We start from the raw sequence: 21,968 nt of genomic DNA on the forward strand, positions 1-21,968 counted from the left end.
AGTGATTCCTAGTATGGTTACTACGCTCCCTGTGGTCGCCTAGTACTGTTCATCATCTGCTCTGTTCCGCTTTGCGGACCAGTCGCAGTGATTCACAGCAAAAAACTCGCCCTTGTTTTTTTATACAAGGGCGAGTTTTGATTACACGCGGTACCACCTAAATTCGAGAAATGTTCTTCTCCTCTCGATTAACGCTCGGTCACGGAACAGCTTTTCTTCTGTTCATCTCCAGATTGTCTTTCCTTTACACGTCCTAAACTGCTTTCAGCCGGGGCAGTTTTCTCTTTTAAGGAATAGAATAAAGTACTCGATCCTTCACTGATTTTTGATATTATCTATAAACTACAAGAAAGCTATGAAAAAGTCAAGGTGTTTCACTGTCTTTTTCACTCCGCTGCTCTCTAGTAGCGTTTTCTCTAGTAGTCAACGCAAAGAAGTTACCCTTCTGTTTGCTTTTCTTTCTTTTTGCGTTATGCTGAATAACGAAGGTTTTGTTTCTATGAAAGGAGCTGTTTTTATGTCTTTATATTCAGGCTATATCCGTCAACCACACTACTATGAGACCGATCAAATGGCGATCATCCATCACGCCAATTATATCCGCTGGTTTGAAGAGGCCCGCGTGGAATTACTGGCGTTTTTGGATTTACCATATCATACCATCGAAGAAGCTGGCTTGATCGTTCCTGTGCTGGAAGTCAGTGCGCAATACAAAACGATGATTCGTTACGAAGATGAGGTGCGAATCGATGTTTTGGTCGACAAATATACGGGCACGCGTTTGGATTTTCGCTATGAGATCTACAAAACTAGCGATGGTCAGTTGGCTACGACAGGGACTTCAAAGCATTGTTTTTTAGCAAAAGAGACCAATCGCATCGTGCAGCTGAAGCGTAGTTTTCCTGAAATCCATCAACGATTTGCTGATTATGCTGCCCTGTCAGGAGAATAATCAATTCTGATCACTCATTTAAGTCAAAATCCTTGCTTTTTGAAACGGCTTTCGTATAATCAAAAGTAATTTCAGGGAAGGATGATGGCGATGTACGTGATTAAAGTTTTGCATGGTTACATTGGCAAAGATGGTCGTCGCACTCGTGAAAAAATTCCAGACAAGTTATGGGTCTTTGAAGATCGGAAGCAGTCCGAAGCATTTGCAGATAAAATTGGTGGTCGCGTCAAACCGTTAACTGAAGTCAAACAGCATACGTAAAGAAATAAGCCGTTATCGTCTTTTGCGCATAGACGATAGCGGCTTATCTTTTTTACTGCGTAAAAGGATTAGTCATCCAATTCTGTTTCAAGTACTTCACCTGTTTGGGCATTGATTTTCACATCTGTTTGTTTGTTGCCATCTTCTACTTTGACTTCCCAATAGGTTACATTCATTTCTTTGTCTAAGGACCAATCTGTTGCTTGACCACCGCCAGCTTCTTTCACGGCGATATCAGAAATTTCTTCCAATGAAAGCAAGTTGGTTAGGTCCAATTGATCGGCATCTTTTTTGACACCGTTTTGTTCATCGGTATCCAATTTTTCCGTTCTTTCTTCAGAAGTTTCTTTGGTTTCTGCATCGATCTTTAATTCAAACTCATTCGTGTCATCCACGCCTTCTACTTGGTAGAAGTAATTGCCAAAAGAAGTATCCAAATCAATCGAAGTGATCGCTGCATCTGGGTATTTGTCTTGGAATATTTGGATCGCTTCTTCTACGGTCACCGTAGGTAAGCCGCCATTGGCGATCGCTGCACTGCTTGAAGAGCTGTCTGTTGCTTGTGACGACGTTGTTTCACTCGATGAGGCAACTGCTGTGCTTGAGCTGCTGTTTTGCGCAGGTTCTGAATTTCCCGTGTTGTTTTGTGTACATCCTGCCAATAATCCTAATGCGGCAATTCCGAATAAAATAGTTGTTTTTTTCATGTTTCATTCCTCCAATTGTTTGTGTATTCCTTTTTTCTATATATTTAGAATAACAAGTTCCCAAAGAAAAAGAATCAAAATTGCTTGAAGAAAATCTAAAAAAATCTTCATCTTTCTCTTTCATTTGGAAAGGCAAGTTTAAAGATACTGCCTTGCGGTTGATTGTCTATCACGGTGATTTTGGCATGATATTTGTCTGCCAGCTGTTTTACCAGTGAAAGCCCAATGCCTGAACCGGCAATCTGGCTAGAACGAGAATCTTCTACCCGATAGAACCGTTCAAAAATCAAGGCTTTCTTGTCATCGGGAATCCCAATGCCAAAATCGGCGACGGTTAAAGACAACTGCCTTTGCTCTTGTGTCAAGGTCACATGAATCGGCTGATCAACAGGCGAATACTTCGCGGCATTTTCTAACAGGTTTTGGATGATTTGCTGGAAGTCACGTTTATGTCCTCGCTTCATACATTGGTTCTCCACAAAATATTCAATCGATTGCGGAACGATCGTCGCTTGTTTTTCACACTCTTCTCGGACGATCTGGGAAACATTAACAAGGGTCATTTCTTCTTGGGATTGATTTTTTTCTAGGTCTAGCAATTGATTGCTCAATGTTTCCAAACGCTTCGACTCTTTGTCAATAAATGCCATCGAGGAAGGAATGACTTCGGGATGTTTGGTTCCACGCCGCTGGATCAATTGGACATGTCCGCGAATCGCAGCCAAAGGTGTGCGCAGCTCATGGGAAGCATCGGCAACGAATCGTTTTTCCCGTTCGATCGTCTCACGCTGTTCTTTCAACAATTTATTGAAAGCCAAGGCCACCGAACGAATCTCGATGGGTTCTTCAGACACTGACAATTCTCCTTGTCGGCTTTGTTCAATGGCAGCAATTTCTTGCGCCATGCCGGTAAGTTTCTGACTCCATTTCCCGACACTCCAATAAATCAGCAGGCTGCCAATCACAACAGCGATCAGATTCAAGAAACTGCTGATCATAAAGAGACCATAGGCTAATTCCACACTATCCTCCCCATTGATAGCGATCGTCACCTGATCCCCATCGACTTCTTGGGTTTTCGTGTAATAGATGCCATCCTCTGTAAAAACGATGTCTTCGAGAAATGGCATCACTCGTCCTTGATTGATATCGGCAAAAATCTCTTCCGCATCTTCTGATGAAACGACACTGCCATCGGCTAAGATCACTTGCAGGGCGTCTTCTTCATCTGCCGAAACATAGGCATTGACGAGAGTGTCCCAGGTATCCCCTGATGCCTCACCTTTTTCGATGGCTTCAAGAATGTTGCTAGCACGATTTTCGATATGTTCAAACAAATAACCTACGGATAATAAAATAAACAGCAGATTGAAGAGAATCAGCAGACCAAAGAGTATCAAGGAAAAGCGGCTCGTCAATTGAAACTGGGCTGTTTTTCTACGTTGGTTGACTGACTTATTCTTCATGGTCGGTCCTCAAGACATAGCCTAATCCTCGAACGGTTGCGATCATTTTGCCTTTGCCGCAAACATCCAGCTTGTTCCGCAGTGTACGGATATAGACATCTACAACATTCGTTTGACCGTCGTATTCATAACCCCAAATCTCATTCAATAGGTCATCTCTGGTTTTGACGACTTCCGGCTCTTTCATCAATTCATATAAAATCCCAAACTCTTTGGGCGTCAACTCAATGGTTTCACCGGCAACCTGAACCAAGTGCTTGGCGATGTCCATCATCAGCTCCCCCGCCACTAATTGGTTTTGCTGGTTCTTTTGTTGTTGGGCTTCTCTTTGCAGCCGCCGCTCGATCACGCGAATTCTGGCAAACAGTTCTTCGATTTCAAAAGGTTTCGTTAAATAATCATCTAACCCAACATCAAGCCCCGTCACCACATCGGCGGTTTGATTTCTGGCGGTCATCATCAAAATCGGGATGTCGCTTTCTTTGCGTATCCGCCGCGCCACTGTGATGCCATCATAGATTGGCAGCATCCAATCCAATAAAATCAGATCAAAAGCATTTGCTTGCTGATTGAACAAGGTCAATGCCTCTTGCCCATCTTTGGCCCAGACCGTACCATATCCCTCAAAAGTCAATTCGGACTGGATAAAACTGGCTAAACTTTCTTCGTCTTCTACTAGCAAGATCTTCAAAGTCATATGCGCTCCTCCTCTGGTTTTGCTTCTATCATAACGGATTTTTTCAAAACTTCCTAACTGATTGAAAGAAAAAAACATGAAGATTTTTTCATGTTCGACCAAAAAAAGACGGCATGAACCAAGGTTCACTCCGTCTTTCAGTTATTCCATATTTTTTGCCAACTGATACGTGCCAACAAGTTCTCCTTTTTCGAGTTGAATCATGTAAGGACATGTTTCAGCTAAAAACTCACGATCATGACTGATCACGGCTAATAAATCAACTTCTTTGGCAACTATTCGCAGTAGTTTTGCGACTTCCTCCATTTGCTGCAAATCTAATCCACTCGTTGGTTCATCGAAAAACAACAAACGTTTGCCAGAAAGCAAGGCACTGCCAATCGCAACTCGTTGTTTTTCCCCACCCGACAAGCTTTGCGGATGTCGGGCAAGGAGTGGTGTTAAGTGCAACAATGAGACAATTTCTTCAAAACGAGCTGGGTTTTGGGCTTTGATCAGCAGCTCTTTTTCCACCGTTTCAAAAAACAGCTGCAAGTTAACATCCTGCATCACAAGAAAGCTTTCCTGCAGCAGCTGCTTTTGGGTCCGCTTTTGTCCATTGATGGCAAATACTGCTTCTGGGCATTTTTTCAATCCTGACAGGACTTGCACCAACGTACTTTTGCCAGCACCATTTGGTCCAACGATCCCCACAGCTTGCTTCGTCGGCAATTGTAGTTCAGGCAAGTTAAGCGCCCAATTTCTGCTGTTTGCTGAGCGTTTCGATTGCTTGATCTGCAGATGCGTTGCCCTTAATCCAGACTTTTCTGGCAAAGATTCTCGGCAGTGCTGATTTTCCAATGCCGCCTCGCCTACTTTTCGCAATCCCAACTCGTGAATTGCCTCCTCGGGCAGTGACAACAGCTGAGCTGCTGGATAGGACGCCCGCAACCGCCCTGCTTCTAATAAGCAAAAGCGGTCTGCCAGTGGCGCCAAATACGCCAAGCGGTGTTCGGCGATCACAATGGTTTTCCCTTGTTGTTTTAAAGAAGCCAATCCTTGAGTCAACTTTTGGATCGCTTCTTGATCCAAATTACTGGAAGGCTCATCCAATAAGAACACATCATGGGGCAGCATCGTGGCTGCAGCGAGAGCAATCAGCTGCTTCTCCCCACCAGATAGGTCAAAGACACTAGCATCAAGCAACGGGGTCAGGGAAAACTGCTGTGCTACTTCGGTGATTCGCTGCCGAATGTTTTCTGGTGCGACGCCCGCATTTTCCATCGAAAAAGCTAACTCCGAATAGACATCCGTGGTGAAAAATTGAGTCTTGGGGTTTTGAAAGACGACGCCAATCGTCTGGGCATAATGGGAGAAATCGGCAACTGGCAAGTCTGTTTCTCCGACACGGATCTTTCCTTGCACTTCGGCGGGATACAGCTCAGGGATCAAGCCATTCAAAACATTGAGCAAGGTCGATTTTCCGCTGCCGCTAGCGCCGCACAAAACGATAACTTCCCCAGCTGCGACTGTCAAAGAAAGCTCAGATAATACGGTTCGATTTTCTCGTTTCACTGACACTTGTTCTAGTGTGATCATCCAAGCCACATCCTTTTCACGATAAAGCCGCCTAATGCTAAAAAGACCAAGCCATCCCACCAGCGCAGCTTCAGTTCGTGGACGGTGGTATGGGGAGTTTCTGATGCTAACCCGCGAACCAGCGCCGTAGCCGACAGTTCGGTTGCGGTCTTTTCAGCCGACATCAGTAATGGGATCAAAAAATACTCCGCACTTTGCAGTGGATGAAGCAAGATCGATCCTGCCGACAGCGAGATGCCGCGAAAGCGCATCGCTTGGCGAATACTTTTGAAATCTTGTACCAATGTGGGAAAAAAACGAAATAAGACTGCCAGCGGGACTAATAATACATTGGGCACGTGCAATTTTTGCAACGCCGCCATCCACTCACTGTTCTTCGTCCCACTAATGGCAAAAGCCGCCGCCATGATCGTTGGCAATAAGCGGCGATAACCGACGGAAAAGAAATCCAGCAACACGATCAATAGGTGGTTTCCTTGGCGAAACAAAAAACTATCTGCCAGTGTCAGCAAGATAAACACGCCATAGAACATCAGGCCTTTTTTCCAAAAGCCGCTGACTAAAAATAGCAGCAGCAAGAACGTGACAAAGACAAACTCATCGATCCAGCTAATGGACACCATCATAGTAAAACTAGCAAAGAGAATCACCGCCAATTTGCTGCGGGGATCAAACCTTGTTTTCGACACATTCCTCACCCTTTATGCGATTGGATCGTTGGTTGAAAATGTTTTTCCATCAAGCGGCTACCAATGCCTAAACCAGCCACCGCACCAATCAAAACGGCCAATGCACAAAGCCCCAACATCACATTGGAGGTATGAGCAAACACACCGGCAATGTAGGTTTCATCTTTTCCGCGAGCCACTAATGAATCGATGTAGGCATTTTTCATAAACCACAGGGGCAAGATCGGGCCCATCAAGCCAAAACTAAAGACGATATAACTCGCCATTACGCGAACGTTCTCTTTGAGCTTTGTTTTGTATTGAATCAAATCAGCTACTAAGGCACAAAGCATATTGGGTAAAAAGGCCAATGGAAAATGTCCTGAAATCAAAAAAAAGAGCCCTACCACGGTACCCATAATGGTGATTGCGCCAAATTTCGGTACTTTATTCAATAAAATCAGATAGATAATGCCAGAAAACAAAGCGGTGACTGCTGGAATAAATAAATTATGAAAACCTGGGATCACAAAACGCAAAATCAATAGACAGACGCTCATTAAAAGAAAATAGATCGCTGTATAGATCCCTACTGCAATTAAATCTTGAACCTTTAGTTTTTTCACTGCGTATACGCTCCTTCTTGCAAGCAATCAATGAAAAAACCGTTGCTGCTTGCTTGTACAAACTTATTTTTACAAAGCCTCAGTATAGCACAAAGCAGACGTTTTTATGGGGAGATATGCTTATCAACAGTCGATTTTCTTCTAGAACAGAACCAACAAACAGACGTGACTTCTGAATGGCTCCATTTCAACACACAGGGACCTTTAAAGATCCACTAATGGAAAAATGATGCTTTCACACGCTTAGTTGTTTTTTCCTCTTCCCATCTTTGCGAAATTAATGAATAATAGATAAAGACAAACATTAAAAATCAGCACAGACTCTTCATCATTTTCTTTATTAAGAAACCAGCAGGTGCTTCTAAAAAAACAATAAGAAAGCTGACTGTCGCTTATTCGTTGAAGAAAATCAACGCTGTACTGCTGTGTAAACAGCATAAACCCAACTGTAAAAACATTTTGACACTTGATTTCAAGGCATTGTCAAAGACATTTGATCGTTAGAACGCAGACATTGGCCTAAACTAATGGTAGAAGGAGCGGATAAAATGAACTTAAGCAAACAAATAAAAAAACATCGGGAACGATTAAGTCTCTCTCAGGAAGGGATGGCAGAAAAACTCTATGTCTCCCGACAAACGATCTCAAATTGGGAGAATGAAAAAAGTTATCCTGATGTTCACAACTTATTATTGCTCAGTGTTCTATTTGATGTTTCTTTAGATGAATTAGTCAAAGGGGATGTTGAACAAATGAAAGAAACGATTGAGAAAACAGCAATGGATCACTACACGAAAATAATGTTGGTCTTTACATTGTTGGCCGCATTATCTGTTGGGCCTGCTCTCTTTTTACCAGGACACTGGTGGATTGCCCCTCCTCTATGTTTTTGGCTCGTCTCCATGTATGCCGCATTGAAGATCGAAAAAATCAAGAAAACCCAAAATATCAAAACGTATAAAGAGATCGTTGCCTTCATGGAAAATCAAGACCTCGATGCCATTAGGAAAAAGCGGGACATCAAAAAAGATTTCCTCTCAAAAACAGTCATCGTCTTGGTCTTTGCCTTGATTGTCGGCATGCTTGCATGGCTTAGTACACTGCCGCATTTACTGATGCGCTGATCAAAACACAGGTTGAAGCTGCTTTTATGATGAAGCCGCTTCAACCTGTGTTTTTTTCAATTCAATGATCTCATCCGCATAAACCAAGTTTTTCGGACGATGGGTAATCATGATGACTAGTTTATTTTTTAATTGGTCTTTGATCGCTGCAAAAAGCTTTTCTTCTGTTGCTTCATCTAAAGCCGATGTGGCTTCATCAAGGACAATGACTTCTGCGTTTGTGAAAAACAATCGGGCAAAAGCGATCCGCTGTTTTTCCCCACCAGAAAGGTTGGCTCCTTTTTCTCCAATTTCAGCAGACAGTCCTCCCTTGAGTGCCTGATAGAATGCGCCTAATTGACATTTTTCTAATACCGCTATGATTTCCTCGTCTGCGATTTCCTTATCAAAAATGATATTTTCTTTCAGCGTTCCTTGGAATATTGGCGCATCTTGCGATAGATAAAAGACATGCTGATAGTAATCATTTAAGTTGTAAGCAACTAAATTTTTGTGATTAATCAGGACCGCACCGGTCGTCGGCTGATACAAGCCTAAAATCGTTTTGACCAGCGTTGATTTTCCTGCGCCGCTTTCTCCTACTAACCCATAAATCGCTCCCCGCTTCAGCTCCAGTGTGCTATCGGTTAAGATTTTCTTTTCTTGAAGTATGACGGATAGATCCTTAACTGTGATGTAGTTGATGGTTTCAGACAATGCATCTCCTTGTGTTAATGCTTTGTCCTCTGGCAGATAGAAAAATTCATTTAACCGTGCAAAGGCAACTTTATCTAAGCTGTATTGAACAAAAATCACGTTAAATATTGCAACAGGCGTGTAGATTCGATCCACATAAATAATCAATGCTGCTAAACCACCCAAGCTGACCGTAATCTGATTTGTAAATGCCAATACCACAATTGCGACTTTGATCAATGCGACTAAAACTGCAAAAAAACCAAAGAAAAACTCATGGATCATCGTCATTTTCGTCAAACGTTCTGTTGTATCAGCAGACATATTTTTATATTGTGCGATCTCTTTTTCAAACCGTTTATTGATCCGAAACGTGACCATTTCCGCTAATCCGCGGATAAAGGTGCTGTTCATGGCTTCTTCTGAAACTAGCGCATGTTCTTTGAGAGAGCGTAAAACTTTCAAAAGCAAATTGGTCACGATAAACACCATTAGATAGCCCACAAGGATCGCTGGAATCAACCTTTTATCGATCATAGCAATAAAAGCTAAGTTAAACAGTGTTTCGGGAAGCAATTCTTTAAACAAGCGTCCATAAAAATTCAAATGGATATTTCTACCCGCCGCTGCTCCCGCTTCAGTTTTCTGTAAGAGTGCTCCAGAGCCAATCTGCAAGTATTCAGAATAGGCAATCTTGCTGATTTTCACTAAAGCTTGTTCTTTGAGATAGAAATACATGCTGTTGTGCAATTTCGTTTTGGGTTTCTGCTCGAGATAGGACAAAAGCGGTACCAGTACAAGCGTTAACCCATAGATAAAAATAACTGACCAATCAAATGTCTTGCCAAATGAATCGAGTAATTTTTGAAAATAAAAGACATTCGCGGCACTCAAAAATGAGACCGCAATTCCAATCCCAATATATACCGTCAATCCTTTTTTAAAATGCCGCCATAAATCAATCGCCATCGTAAGCTCCTTTTGCTGCAGTGTTCGTGGAAAAGTCGTGAGATAAATAAAATAACCGCTTTCAAAAGTATAATCTATTTTTCGCTTAATGGAAAGAAACGTATGAAAGATAGTGAGAAACCATTCCTCGGTCATCGAGAAAAACAAAAAAACCCCGCTCAAAGAGCGGGGCTAACGTTGTTGCCAACGATTGATTATTTGTTTAAAGCGTCTTTTGCTTGGTCAGCTAATGCAGTAAATGCTGTTGCATCGTTTACAGCCAAGTCAGCTAACATTTTGCGGTTGATGTCGATTTCAGCTAATTTCAAGCCGTGCATCAATTTTGAGTAGCTTAAACCATTCATACGAGCCGCTGCGTTGATACGAGCGATCCACAATTTGCGGAAGTCGCGTTTCTTTTGACGACGATCGCGGTATGCGTAGTTGTATGAATTCATTACTTGTTCTTTTGCTGTTTTAAATAGAGTGTGTTTAGAACCGTAGTAACCTTTTGCTAATTTAAGCACTTTTTTACGACGTTTACGAGTTACTGTTCCACCTTTAACACGTGCCATGTATAATTCCTCCTAATATGAAAATCGATAATTGTTTGTATACGTGAAGCTTGGGTTACGCAATTATTTCATGCGTGCTAGTTGTTGACGGATACGTTTGTAATCGCCAGCTGAAACCATTGAAGCTTTACGCAATTGACGACGTTGTTTTTTTGTTTTGCCGTGGAAACGGTGACTGGTAAAGGCACGGAAGCGTTTCAATCCGCCGCCGCCAGTGCGTTTTACGCGTTTTGCTAATCCGCGGTGTGTTTTTTGTTTTGGCATAACTAATTTCCTCCTCAAAATCTTTCGTTATCTGACTTTAAACTGAAACTCAGTGAGTCATTATTTATCGTTTTTTGGTGCTAATACTAAGAACATACTGCGGCCATCCATTTTTGGCTTTTGCTCAACAGTTGCCAAATCAGCAGTTTCTTCCGCCAAACGATCTAACACTTTCTGACCAATTTCTTTATGGGTAATGGCACGGCCTTTGAAACGGATCGAAGCTTTCACTTTGTCCCCTTTTTCAAGGAATTTACGTGCATTACGCAATTTTGTGTTGAAATCATTGACGTCGATCGTTGGACTTAAACGAACCTCTTTAATGTTGATTACTTTTTGTTTCTTACGAGCTTCACGGTCTTTTTTCTGTTGCTCAAAGCGGAATTTCCCGTAATCCATAATTCTTGCTACTGGCGGCTTAGCATTTGGTGCCACCAATACCACATCAAGGTTTGCTCGTTCTGCAATTTGCAATGCTTCAGCTTTACTCTTTACACCAAGTTGTTCGCCGTTTTGATCAATCAAACGCAATTCACGTGCACGAATGCCGTCGTTTACCATCATATCCTTTGCTATGGTCATTCACCTCCGAGTTTTTTGAGAGAAAGAAAAGCTTGTCGATTCGAAATCAGACAATAAAAAAACGAGTTCTTCACGAACCCGCACGTACTCCACACAAATAAATAGTAGGAATCCTATTCTGCCCAGCGATATCTTCACTCAGGCGAGAAGCGGGTGCTTCTGCTTTTATTTCTCAACTTTTATAGTATACTGCTTTTTCCTCTTATTGTCAACAGTTTTCATGATTGTTTCAAAAAAAAAAAGCCGGAGCATACGCTCCGACTTTCGTGTTTCTTATTCTGCTTTCAATGCAGCCATCGTGATGTAGTTATATGGTTGGTTGAAGTGAGGCAAGAAGAAGATATCTAATAGCTTCATCTTGTCGATCGTTACGCCTTCTTCGATCGCTAGTGAGAACATGTGGATGCCCATTGCGATTTCAGATGTACGTGACGCCATTTGTGCACCAACGATGCGTCGTGTTTCTTCTTCATAGACGATACGGATCTTAACTGTCGCATTTTCTTTCATGAAGCCTGGTTTTTGGGTATCTTCGTAATCAGAGTATTTCACTTTCATGCCATTACGTTCGGCAGCTTCGACTGACAAGCCAGTTGAAACCATGTTGTAGCCGAAGATCGAAATCCCGTTTGATCCTTGAACACCTGTTGATTCTAGAGACGTTCCGCCGATATTATGGGCAGCGACGATCCCTGAACGTACGGCATTCGTTGCTAATGCGATATACGTTGTTTGTTGCAAAGCATTTGAGTACACAGTTGCACAGTCACCGACTGCGTAAACATCTGCATCGCTTGTCCGTTGATGGCGGTCCACTAAGTACGCGCCGTTAGCAAACAATTCCAAATGATCTTTGCCTAGCTCGTTGTTTGGTAAGAAACCGATCGCGTTGATCACTAGATCAACTGGGTATTCGCCGTTGTCTGTTACAACTGCTTCTACTTTCTCTGTTCCTTTGTATTCACGTGCTAATTCACCGAAATGCAATTCAATGCCATTGTCAGCTAAGTTTTTGTCCATATCTTCTGTGAACCATTTGTCGTAGTAGTTTGGCAATGCCCGTGTCGCTGCATCAAAAAGCAACACATTTTTACCACGGCGTTTTGCTGCTTCAGCAATTTCAACACCGATGTAACCAGCACCGATAACGGCAACGTTTTTCACGTCTTCTGAGGCTAACTCTTTATCAACCGTTTGTCCATCTTGGAATTTTTTCAAGAAATGGATGTTTTTCAAGTCACGTCCAGGTACTTTGGGTGAGATCGGAACAGATCCAGTTGCGATGACAACTTTGTCATAAGATTCAACGATCGTTTCACCTTCACTGGTCACAGCGTGTACTTCTTTTTTCTCAAAATCGATATGGTCAACCACTGTTTCCATATGGATTTTTGCACCTTTTGCTTCAAAATCTTCACGTTTTGTATAGAACAAGCCTTCGTATGAATCGATTTGACGTCCAACCCATAAAGCAGTCCCACAACCTAGGTAGCTTAAGTTTGTATTACGGTCGATCATTACGACCTCTTGGTCTTTGTAGTTATCTAATAGTGTATTGGCAGCAGCAATCCCCGCGTGGTTTGCACCGATAATAACTGTTTTTGTCATGGAAAATTTCCTCCTTTTGTTTACATTGTCATTATAGCTCGCTTGTGAATTTGAAAACTATCAACTTTTTCGCGATTTTAAAAATTTGTGACAGTTTTTCGTTGATATACGTCACTTTCAGCGGGTTAAGTTTCTATATCAAAATTATTTTCGTCTTGCAAGTAAAAAGATTGTGAAAAAATATGTATTAAAAATCAAAGATTTCCCTTGTTATAAAAGCATTCTGCAAACCGATTGAATAAATTTCACAATACCCTGCCGCTTTTTCGTAACTATCGCGGCATCGATTCGCCGTGTTATACTGAGAGAAAAACATACAGGATGGGATCTTGATGAAGAAAAAAATCGTATTGCCACTACCGCCCTTATTGTCGGCATTAGAGCCACAGGATTTTTATTTAGAAGAAGAACTGCTTTTCGAAGGGGGGGTGTTCGAAGGCGGTGATTATAGCTATGATACTTGCAAAAACCTTATCTTGAAGCAATGTCATTTCAAGAAAGTGACGATGCAAAAAACACGCTTGAGTCAATGGGAATGTCAAAATGTCCTCTTTGAGAACTGCGATTTTTCTAATCTGGAATGTTTTGGTGCCAGCTTTCATCGTGTTCACTTTAAACAGTGTAAATTGACTGGTACGAATTTTGCGGAAAGCTATTTCCGTGACTGTACCTTTGAAGATTGCGTGGCAAACTTTGCTTCTTTTAGCAATACCAATTTACGGACGATGCTGTTTCGTCAGTGCCAACTAAACGACAGTGAGTTTTATGAGATGGATTGGAAACACTTGACGCTACAAGAAAACCAGTTGAACAATAGCAACTGGTTTCACACAAAATTAGCAACTTTAGATTTTCGGACCAATCAATTTCAAAAGATCGCGTTGTCCTTTGAACACTTGCGAGGACTAACAGTCGATCAAGAACAAGCCTTGGTCATCGCCGCCGGTCTAGGTTTGGTGATCGACTAACGAATTCTGCGCCATAAAGCAATCAACATCCAGACGGATAACACTAAACTGATTAACAAGGCAATACCCCAACCGAAAATACTATTGGTAAAAGGCAGCGGAACATTCATGCCAAAGAAACTGGTGACGATGGAAGGCACAGTCAATAAGAGGGACCAAACGGTCAAAAACTTCATGGTATCATTCAAGTTATTGTTTAATAGATTATTGTAGGTACCAGACAATTGTTCCAAAATTTGGAATGCCAGTTGGGTCATTTCCACTGCCTGTTTGGCTTCGATCAAGGCATCATCCAGTTGTTCCCGCTCATCATCATCCATCAAACGATAAATGGATAATGCTTTGATTTGCTCCAAGAGGACCGCATTTTGTTTCGTGGCAGACACTAAAAAAACCAGTCCAACTTCCAAATCAGACATTTGCAGTAAGTTTTTATTGGTTGTTTTTTCCCGTAGTCGCTGATTCAAGCGAATCCGCTCACTATTGACTTCTTCGACTAACGGAAAAAACGTGCCAGAAATCAAGAACAAGCTTTGAAACAAAAAATGAATGGGCGTTTGCAGCGGGTTTTGCAGGATCAAGCGCTCCATCATTGGAATCACATAACGGGTATTGTGGGATGCAAAAGTAAAGAGTTGCTTCCTTTTTAAAATAAACGTCATCGGGCTGGTCTCAAAATGATTTTCACGCTTTTCTTGCTGAGGTACATTGAAAACCAGCAGCAATGCTTCCTCTTCGGCATCATATTCGACCCGCGCGCGTTCGTTTTTATCTAAAGAGTACGTAAGCATCTCGTCAGACAAATGATATTGTTTTTGCAATGCCATCACGCTTTTTGCGTCTTGTTGGTCGACTTGAATCCATTCATAGTTTCCGTCATAAAAGACATGTTTGTTTTCCACAACCCATCCTCCACTCTTGCTTTCTTCTATTATAAAAGAAAACAGCCAGAAGCCCAATCAAAGGACTTTCCTGGCTGTATTGGCTATTACTTATTTACGGGCGTCTTTCAAGGCCTCTTCCACCATCGTTAAAACGGCCTGTGCCGCTTGCGGGTCTTCGACAAAATTGAATTGATCGCCATCGATCTGGATCTTTGGACTCTCATTGTACTCTTCGTACCATTGATCGTAGCGTTTGTTCAACTCTTTGTAATAGTCGTATAACGAAGGATCAAAGGTCAACTGCTCATATTCCCGCCCACGTTTTTCAATACGCTCGAGCATCGTTTCAAAAGAAACGCGAATATGCACCAAAAGATCTGGATGCTTTTTGTGGGCTGCATACGGCAGCTCTTCTAACATATTGGCTAACAATTCATCATAGACTTTGACCTCGGTATCGGTCGCTCGCCCAAGGTCCGCATTTAAATGGAACAACAGTGAATCCTCATAAATGGAACGGTCCAGGACGTTATTGTCGTCTTTCATGGCTTGCTTGATACTTTCAAATCGTTTATTTAAGAAATAGATTTGCAGTAAAAACGCATATTTATTTGGATCTGCATAAAATAATGGTAACACTTCATTGTCATCGATCGATTCATAAAAGGCTTGACTGTCAAAATGATTGGCGATCAATGCGGTCAAACTTGATTTACCGGCACCAATCGTTCCTGCTAATACGATCACGCTCATATCCCCCAACTCACTCATCACTAAATATTGTATGTTGCCTTTGCGATATCAACTATACAACACTATATCTTGTGCCGTCAACTGAAACTTTTGAAGCACAGATCAAGAATTTTTTCAATAAAAGTTTAAAGATTTTTGCTTTTTTTTGAAATCTCATACGGAATGCTTAACGAAAGAGCCTTCTTCTAGTAAAATAGGAAAGGATCTTTAATTAAATTGTGTTTTTGTCAGGAGATAGTTACAATTGACTGACAAACGATAAATGAATCATGTGGGGTAAGCTCCCTAGAGAAATGAGGAAAATAATGTCAATTGGTACTGGCATAGCTACAGGAAAAATCATCTTAATGGGTGAACATTCGGTTGTTTACGGTGAACCAGCAATTGCTTTCCCTTTTGCGGGAGCAAAAGTACAAGTCGAGATCACAGCAAATGAAACAAGCACCTTGATTTCAAGTTACTATCACGGTCTGCTTGAAGAAGTCCCCAGCCACTTAAAAAATGTCAAAGACTTGCTGCATCGTCTGCAACAAGACTTCCACACGGGTCCTTTTGCAACCTCCATCGTCAGCACTATCCCTTCTGAACGGGGAATGGGTTCTAGCGCGGCGGTCGCTGTTGCACTGACTCGCGCTTTTTTTGATTGGATCAAAAAAGACTTTACAAAAGAAGAATTGATGACCTATGTCAACTTTTCTGAAAAAATCGCTCATGGCAATCCTAGCGGGATCGATGCTGCGGCAGCCAGTGGGACAGATGCCATTTACTTTATCAAAGGGCATCCCATCACTTCGTTTCCCCTCACGATCGACGGTTATTTGCTCGTCGCTGATACTGGAATCAAAGGGCAAACGAGAGAAGCAGTCAAAAGTGTCGCCCATCTTTTTGAAACCAGCAAGCAGCTGGCTAGTCAAGCAATCCAGCGTTTAGGGATCGAAACCAAAAAAGCTAAAGAGGCCATCATAGCCAATCAATTAGAAGTATTAGGTGAAAGCATGAACAACGCCCATCAGGCCCTGCAGCAGCTAGGGGTCAGCAATCAGCAACTGGATCAGTTGGTTTCCTTAGCGTTGGCACACGGTGCTTACGGGGCAAAGCTGACCGGCGGGGGCCGGGGCGGCTGTATGATCGCACTAACCAAAACGAAGGAACAGGCTGAGAATATCAGCCGTATTTTATTGTCCGATGGCGCTCGTGCGGCATGGATACAAGGATTAGGAGTTTATGAACATGTATAAGGGAAAGGCTCGCGCCTACACGAATATCGCATTGATCAAGTATTGGGGAAAACAAGATGAAACTTTCATTTTACCGATGAACAATAGTTTGTCCCTGACCCTCGATGCTTTTTACACAGAAACAACGGTGGCTTTTTCACCCGATTTTACGCAAGATCGCTTTACATTGGATGGCGTGGTTCAAACAGACGCTGCCACAAAAAAAGTTGCGGACTTTTTGGATCTGGTACGAAAAAAAGCGGACTGCCCGTGGTATGCCACGGTGGAAAGTCAAAATTTTGTTCCAACCGCTGCCGGACTTGCCTCTTCTGCCAGTGGATTAGCGGCATTGGCGGGTGCCTGTAGTGAAGCACTGGAATTAAACTTGTCGGAGCAAGAGTTATCCCGTTTGGCCCGTCGCGGTTCTGGTTCGGCGTGTCGGAGTATCTACGGCGGCTTTGCTGAATGGCATCAAGGCACCGATGAGACTTCTTTTGCCACGCAAGTGCCGTCGAATGGCTGGGAAGAAGAATTGAGTATGATCTTTATTTTGATCAACGCACAAGCCAAAGAAGTTTCCAGTCGTGAGGGGATGCGTCGAACCGTTGAAACCTCGAGTTTTTATCCGGGTTGGCTTACTGCCACCGCAACTGATCTCGTGAAAATGAAACAAGCGATTGCCGAGAAAGACTTTACTGCTTTAGGTGAAACGACCGAGGCCAACGCCTTGAAAATGCATGGAACGACCTTAGCCGCCGAACCACCTTTTACTTATTGGTCTTCTGAATCTTTACGAGCCATGGAATGTGTCCGAATGCTGCGAAAAAAAGGATTGGCTTGCTATTTCACGATGGATGCTGGTCCCAATGTCAAAGTTTTATGCCAAAAACAAGAAGAACAAACGATTTTACGTGAATTAAGTGCTCACTTTGCCTCAGAACAATTAGTAACTGCTCACGCGGGTAAAGGATTAGCCTTTTTACCGGTGGAAGAATCTTCTGCCATCAACTAAGAAGCCATTAAGAAGCCATCGATTAGGAGTGTCGAAATGATTGAACTATCCGTTCCCGGAAAACTATTTATTGCTGGTGAATACGCCGTTGTCGAACATGGTCATCCTGCAATCATCGTTGCCGTTGACCAATTTATTACAGTCAATGTGGAAGAGGCCCGTAAAAACGGCAGCATCCAGTCTGCCCAATACAGCGACCTGCCGATTCGCTGGACGCGTCGCAAAGGCGAATTAGTCTTAGACCATCGGGATAATCCTTTCCACTATATTTTGGCAGCCATTCGTCTGACGGAAAAATATGCCCAAGAAAAAGGCATCCCCCTTTCCTTTTACGATTTAAAAGTGACCAGTGAACTGGATAACTCGAATGGTCGCAAATATGGCCTCGGTTCCAGCGGTGCCGTGACTGTTGCCACGGTCAAAGCATTGAATCTGTACTATCAAATGGAAATGGATCGGTTGACCCAATTCAAAATTGCGGCTCTTGCCCATCTCGCTGTTCAAGGCAATGGGTCGTGCGGTGATATTGCGGCCTCTTGTTATGGCGGCTGGATCGCTTTTTCAACCTTCGATCACGACTGGGTCTTAGCCAAACAAAAGGACCATACCTTAACAGAATTGATTGCTTTCGATTGGCCAGGATTATCGATCCGTCCCTTGACGGTTCCGAAATCGCTTCGACTATTGATTGGTTGGACAGGCTCTCCTGCCTCTACTTCTGATTTAGTGGATCAAGTCTATCAATCCAAAGAAGAAAAAGAAAACGCCTATGCCGCCTTTTTAGCAGCCAGCAAAGACTGCGTCAATCGATTGATCGACGGCTTCTTAAATGAAGACAGTCGCACGATCAAAAAAATGATCACGGAAAATCGAAAGCTCCTGCGGGAGTTGTCTGCACTAACTGGTGTACCGATTGAAACCCCCGCACTTAAAAAGCTTTGTGATCTAGCAGAAAATTATTGTGGCGCAGCCAAATCTTCTGGTGCCGGCGGTGGCGATTGTGGCATCGTGATCGTTGACCAGAAAACCGGTATTTTACCATTGATGAGTGCGTGGGAAAAAGCCGAGATCACCCCATTGCCGCTGCATGTTTACCATTACCGGGAGGACCTATCATGAATCGAAAAGATGAACATGTTTCCTTAGCAAAAGCGTTCCATAAAGAACACAGCAACGATTTTGATGCAGTTTGCTTGGTCCACCAGTCCTTTCCGCAAATTGACGTGGCTGATGTGTCAATTACGACGACTGTCTTTGACCGCTCATTTTCCAGCCCTTTTTTCATCAATGCCATGACAGGCGGCAGTGAAAAAACCTTAAAAATCAATCAAGAGTTAGCAGAGATCGCGCAAGCCTGTGACTTGATGATGGCAACCGGCTCCGTTTCGGCTGCCTTAAAAGACCCAAGTGTCGCCGATTCTTTCCGTATCGTCCGTAAAGCCAATCCTGACGGCTTCTTATTAGCCAATATTGGTGCGGGCAGTCCCGTTGAAAATGCACAACGGGCAGTAGAACTGTTTGGCGCCGACGCCTTGCAGATCCATCTTAATGCACCACAAGAATTAGTGATGCCCGAAGGCGATCGTCAATTTAGCCAATGGCTGTCCTTATTGGAAAAAACGGTTGCTTCCGTTGCCGTTCCGGTTGTCGTCAAAGAAGTCGGCTTTGGGATGTCTCGTGAAACGATTCAGCAGTTACTGGCGATCGGCGTACAAACGATTGATGTTGCTGGCAGCGGCGGCACAAGTTTTACTCAAATCGAAAATGCTCGTCGAAAAAAACGTGAATTGGCGTATTTAGACACCTTTGGTCAATCCACCGTGATTTCCTTGCTGGAAGCAAATGAGATCCAACAGCCCTTTACCCGCATCGCTTCAGGCGGAGTTCGGGATGCTTACGATATCTTCAAAGCACTTTGCCTTGGTGCGGATAGTGTAGGACTATCCGCCACGATCCTCGTGCTGCTTTTGTCAAAAGGCAAAGAAGAAACGATCGCCACCTTGCAATCATGGAAGGAACAGCTACAGCTGCTCTACACTATGGCAGGACAGACAAGTACCAAAGACCTCACCAAGATCCAGCTGATTTTTTCTGGTGCTGTCAAAGAGTGGTGTGAAGCACGTCAGATTCCCTTAGCAAAGTATAGTTTGCGTTAACCGATCCAGTCGCTGACTACCACATCGAACAAGCAAAAGCAGTACAATTCGTTTTTTATTGTACTGCTTTTTTTGTGTTCTTTTTTCTATAATAGTGAGTTTCCATTTATCATTTGGATAGTAGCGTTATTTAATCGCTACTTGATAATCACTTTCATTATCAGGTACGTTGTTTTTTTACCATCTTGTTTTCGAATGTGCTATGCTCAAGTTGAGGGAGGAACAATCGATTGTTTCTTGAGAAAAGGATCGGTTTTTTCATTCATAGACTACATTCAAAAGGAGGCGTTTCTTATGAGTAAATCCGAATCGTCGGCTGTTTTTTCAACGATTGCTTGTTTGCTATTGATGGCAACTGGCTTTCTTATGGCATCTTTTTCCATTCCTTATAGCTTTGTCCCTTATCTGTTAGCGATTCTTGCCGGGGGTTGGAAACAAACCTGGGAAGGCACGCAAGAATTGGTGCACGACAAACGGTTGAACGTCGATCTACTGATGGCGTTAGCCGCCATTGGTGCCTGTATCATTGGGCATTGGTTTGAAGGGGCGATGCTGACCTTTATCTTTTGTTTGAGCGGTGCCCTTGAGGAATATACGACCAACAAAAGTACGCGAGAAATTAGTTCATTAATGGCACTGCAACCAACGACTGCCTTAAAAATGATTGAATCTGGGGAGCTCGTCGAAGTACCAGTCGAAGCCCTTCAGTTAAAAGATACGATTATGGTGGCAAAAGGCAGTGCGATCCCGATCGACGGTATCGTGATCCAAGGAACCAGCAGTGTTGATGAGGCGGCCATCAGTGGCGAATCCATTCCTGTCGAGAAACGTTTAGGCAGTGAAGTCTTTGGGGGAACCATCAACCTTGGGCAGCCATTGTACATTGAAGTTACTCAAACGAGTGAAAACACCCGCTTTGCAAAAATCATTCAATTGGTGGAAGAAGCGCAGCAAATGCCAAGTCAAACGGCGACCCTGATCGAAAAAATCGAACGGATCTATGTGCCGATCGTCCTGATCGCCGTCCCACTAATGATCGTTTTGTGTACGTTTTTCACGAATTGGGGGTTCCAAGAAAGTTTTTATCGTGGCATGGTCTTACTAGTAGTGGCATCCCCTTGTGCCTTAGTCGCCTCTGCTACTCCTGCGACGTTAGCAGCCATTTCTCACGCTGCTCGTTTGGGCGTTTTATGCAAAGGCGGACAAGCCTTGGATGCCTTTGCCAATGTCAAAGCGATCGCTTTTGACAAAACCGGAACGCTGACTCGAGGCAAACCTGCTGTCACTGATGTTCATCTATTGCTGGATGAACCGTTTATCCCCCAACTGATTGTTGGGATGGAAAAACAATCAAATCACCCATTGGCTGAAGCGATCTTGGCGTATTTCCACGATGAAAGACCATTGGAATTAGCAGTGGAAGAACAAGCGGGGGTCGGTCTAGCCACCACTTACCAAGCTGCCCATTGGACGATTGGAAAAGAAGTCGATCTAACCTCTGTTGCTGTCAGTGAACAAACCCGCATCCAAGAATTGAAAGCAGCCGGAAAAACCTTGATTTATATCAATCGTGACCGTGTATTAGCAGGGTATTTAGCACTATTGGATCAGCCCCGTCCTGAAGCTCGTGAGAGTCTTGCCTACTTCAATAAGCAAGGAATTCACACGACGATGCTGACGGGTGATCATTTAGGTACTGCCAAAGTGATCGCCGCAGAAATCGGCTTGTCTGACTACGAAAGTGATTGCCTGCCTGATGAGAAAACCACTCGGATCAAAGAAATGAAAGAAACCTACCAAATCAATGCGATGGTCGGTGATGGGATCAATGATGCCCCCGCCTTAGCGACCGCAAGTGTAGGGATCGCGATGGGCGAAGGAACAGATGTCGCAATGGATGTGGCGGAGATCGTCTTGATGAAAAATGATTTGCTGCGTTTGGTCGACAGTCACCGTTTGGCTAAGAAATTACAGCGGATCATCAAACAAAACATCGTCTTTTCTATCAGTGTCATCTTGTTGCTGATCGCTTCAAACTTCCTTGAATTTCTCACGCTACCTCTAGGGGTCGTGGGTCATGAAGGAAGCACGATCTTAGTTATCTTAAACGGGTTGCGTATGCTTTTGCCATTACACAAAGAAACACCCCAGCAAGCCAAACCAACCCGCAAAGATTGCGATGATTGTGTCTTGTATCAACAGTCTTTGCATACGTGACCACTATTTGCACTAGCAAAAACGCCCATT

General features: G+C 43.2%; 22 protein-coding genes and 2 other annotated features. Of the genes, 9 read left to right on the forward strand and 13 right to left on the reverse strand.

The window, feature by feature from the left end:
- Nucleotides 1–123: 123 nt before the first annotated feature.
- Nucleotides 124–328 (reverse strand) — a binding site (T-box leader).
- Between the two features lie 189 nt (nt 329–517).
- Together A5877_RS06265 and A5877_RS06270 are read left to right on the forward strand one after the other, a co-directional pair.
- Complete coding sequence (locus tag A5877_RS06265; protein ID WP_008379539.1) at nt 518–952, forward strand: thioesterase family protein; 435 nt, start codon at nt 518–520, stop codon at nt 950–952.
- 90 nt (nt 953–1,042) lie between these two features.
- On the forward strand, nt 1,043–1,213 hold the full coding sequence (locus tag A5877_RS06270) for a hypothetical protein (RefSeq protein WP_008379536.1): 171 nt from the start codon (nt 1,043–1,045) through the stop codon (nt 1,211–1,213).
- A gap of 68 nt (nt 1,214–1,281) precedes the next feature.
- On the opposite strand, the gene A5877_RS06275 is transcribed toward A5877_RS06270, so the two are convergent.
- The 6 genes from A5877_RS06275 to A5877_RS06300 form a co-directional block, all read right to left on the reverse strand.
- Nucleotides 1,282–1,920 (reverse strand): PepSY domain-containing protein, encoded by a 639-nt coding sequence (locus A5877_RS06275; RefSeq protein WP_086316576.1) that lies wholly within the window; start codon nt 1,918–1,920, stop codon nt 1,282–1,284.
- A 107-nt stretch (nt 1,921–2,027) separates the two neighbouring features.
- Nucleotides 2,028–3,386, reverse strand: coding sequence for a cell wall metabolism sensor histidine kinase WalK (locus tag A5877_RS06280; RefSeq protein WP_005233878.1), 1,359 nt, complete (start codon nt 3,384–3,386; stop codon nt 2,028–2,030).
- The gene (locus A5877_RS06285; RefSeq protein WP_086316577.1) at nt 3,376–4,083 is read right to left on the reverse strand and encodes a response regulator transcription factor; all 708 of its coding nucleotides are present in this window, start codon (nt 4,081–4,083) and stop codon (nt 3,376–3,378) included. The genes A5877_RS06280 and A5877_RS06285 overlap by 11 nt, the downstream gene beginning before the upstream one ends.
- A gap of 141 nt (nt 4,084–4,224) precedes the next feature.
- Nucleotides 4,225–5,661 carry an ABC transporter ATP-binding protein gene (locus tag A5877_RS06290; protein ID WP_086316578.1) on the reverse strand — a complete coding sequence of 479 codons (1,437 nt, stop codon included), beginning with the start codon at nt 5,659–5,661 and terminating at the stop codon, nt 4,225–4,227.
- A complete protein-coding gene (locus A5877_RS06295) occupies nt 5,658–6,359 on the reverse strand; it encodes an energy-coupling factor transporter transmembrane component T (RefSeq protein ID WP_086316579.1) in 702 nt (233 codons plus the stop codon). Before A5877_RS06295 ends, A5877_RS06290 begins: the two co-directional genes overlap by 4 nt.
- The gene (locus A5877_RS06300; RefSeq protein WP_086316580.1) at nt 6,356–6,955 is read right to left on the reverse strand and encodes an MptD family putative ECF transporter S component; all 600 of its coding nucleotides are present in this window, start codon (nt 6,953–6,955) and stop codon (nt 6,356–6,358) included. The genes A5877_RS06295 and A5877_RS06300 overlap by 4 nt, the downstream gene beginning before the upstream one ends.
- A 548-nt stretch (nt 6,956–7,503) precedes the next feature.
- On the opposite strand from A5877_RS06300, the gene A5877_RS06305 reads away from it, so the two are divergent.
- Nucleotides 7,504–8,079 (forward strand): helix-turn-helix transcriptional regulator, encoded by a 576-nt coding sequence (locus A5877_RS06305; protein ID WP_086316581.1) that lies wholly within the window; start codon nt 7,504–7,506, stop codon nt 8,077–8,079.
- A gap of 24 nt (nt 8,080–8,103) precedes the next feature.
- Here the strand turns inward: A5877_RS06305 and A5877_RS06310 are convergent, their stop codons facing one another.
- From A5877_RS06310 to nox, 5 genes are all read right to left on the reverse strand, one after another.
- Nucleotides 8,104–9,723: an ABC transporter ATP-binding protein gene (locus A5877_RS06310; RefSeq protein ID WP_086316582.1), complete on the reverse strand. Its 1,620-nt coding sequence runs from the start codon at nt 9,721–9,723 to the stop codon at nt 8,104–8,106.
- A gap of 194 nt (nt 9,724–9,917) precedes the next feature.
- Nucleotides 9,918–10,277 (reverse strand): 50S ribosomal protein L20, encoded by a 360-nt coding sequence (gene rplT / locus A5877_RS06315; RefSeq protein ID WP_003128653.1) that lies wholly within the window; start codon nt 10,275–10,277, stop codon nt 9,918–9,920.
- 63 nt (nt 10,278–10,340) lie between these two features.
- The gene (rpmI, locus tag A5877_RS06320) at nt 10,341–10,541 is read right to left on the reverse strand and encodes a 50S ribosomal protein L35 (RefSeq protein WP_003128650.1); all 201 of its coding nucleotides are present in this window, start codon (nt 10,539–10,541) and stop codon (nt 10,341–10,343) included.
- Nucleotides 10,542–10,601: 60 nt separating this feature from the next.
- A complete protein-coding gene (gene infC, locus A5877_RS06325; protein ID WP_005228103.1) occupies nt 10,602–11,123 on the reverse strand; it encodes a translation initiation factor IF-3 in 522 nt (173 codons plus the stop codon).
- A gap of 47 nt (nt 11,124–11,170) precedes the next feature.
- Nucleotides 11,171–11,294, reverse strand: a sequence feature (ribosomal protein L20 leader region).
- Nucleotides 11,295–11,396: 102 nt separating this feature from the next.
- Nucleotides 11,397–12,731, reverse strand: a complete 1,335-nt coding sequence (gene nox / locus A5877_RS06330; protein WP_081117741.1) for a H2O-forming NADH oxidase — start codon at nt 12,729–12,731, stop codon at nt 11,397–11,399.
- A 332-nt stretch (nt 12,732–13,063) separates the two neighbouring features.
- Here nox and A5877_RS06340 point away from each other — a divergent pair, with 332 nt between their 5' ends.
- Nucleotides 13,064–13,699, forward strand: coding sequence for a pentapeptide repeat-containing protein (locus A5877_RS06340; protein WP_005233801.1), 636 nt, complete (start codon nt 13,064–13,066; stop codon nt 13,697–13,699).
- Here the strand turns inward: A5877_RS06340 and A5877_RS06345 are convergent.
- Together A5877_RS06345 and A5877_RS06350 are read right to left on the reverse strand one after the other, a co-directional pair.
- Nucleotides 13,696–14,559: a magnesium transporter CorA family protein gene (locus A5877_RS06345; RefSeq protein WP_225869353.1), complete on the reverse strand. Its 864-nt coding sequence runs from the start codon at nt 14,557–14,559 to the stop codon at nt 13,696–13,698. The two genes, A5877_RS06340 and A5877_RS06345, sit on opposite strands and share 4 nt — an antisense overlap.
- A 132-nt stretch (nt 14,560–14,691) precedes the next feature.
- Entirely contained in the window at nt 14,692–15,336 is a 645-nt protein-coding gene (locus A5877_RS06350; RefSeq protein WP_176273431.1) for a deoxynucleoside kinase, read from the reverse strand.
- 305 nt (nt 15,337–15,641) lie between these two features.
- Here A5877_RS06350 and mvk point away from each other — a divergent pair, with 305 nt between their 5' ends.
- The 5 genes from mvk (at nt 15,642) to A5877_RS06375 (ending at nt 21,938) form a co-directional block, all read left to right on the forward strand.
- A complete protein-coding gene (mvk, locus tag A5877_RS06355) occupies nt 15,642–16,574 on the forward strand; it encodes a mevalonate kinase (protein WP_172634709.1) in 933 nt (310 codons plus the stop codon).
- Nucleotides 16,567–17,565, forward strand: coding sequence for a diphosphomevalonate decarboxylase (mvaD, locus tag A5877_RS06360; protein WP_034872145.1), 999 nt, complete (start codon nt 16,567–16,569; stop codon nt 17,563–17,565). Before mvk ends, mvaD begins: the two co-directional genes overlap by 8 nt.
- A 36-nt stretch (nt 17,566–17,601) precedes the next feature.
- Nucleotides 17,602–18,684 carry a phosphomevalonate kinase gene (locus A5877_RS06365; RefSeq protein WP_086316584.1) on the forward strand — a complete coding sequence of 361 codons (1,083 nt, stop codon included), beginning with the start codon at nt 17,602–17,604 and terminating at the stop codon, nt 18,682–18,684.
- Nucleotides 18,681–19,721, forward strand: a complete 1,041-nt coding sequence (gene fni, locus A5877_RS06370; protein ID WP_086316585.1) for a type 2 isopentenyl-diphosphate Delta-isomerase — start codon at nt 18,681–18,683, stop codon at nt 19,719–19,721. The genes A5877_RS06365 and fni overlap by 4 nt, the downstream gene beginning before the upstream one ends.
- Nucleotides 19,722–20,015: 294 nt before the next feature.
- Nucleotides 20,016–21,938 (forward strand): heavy metal translocating P-type ATPase, encoded by a 1,923-nt coding sequence (locus A5877_RS06375; RefSeq protein ID WP_051154593.1) that lies wholly within the window; start codon nt 20,016–20,018, stop codon nt 21,936–21,938.
- Nucleotides 21,939–21,968 lie beyond the last annotated feature (30 nt).

The sequence above is a fragment of the Enterococcus sp. 3C7_DIV0644 genome, assembly GCF_002141235.1.
Taxonomy (GTDB): domain Bacteria; phylum Bacillota; class Bacilli; order Lactobacillales; family Enterococcaceae; genus Enterococcus_D; species Enterococcus_D entomosocium.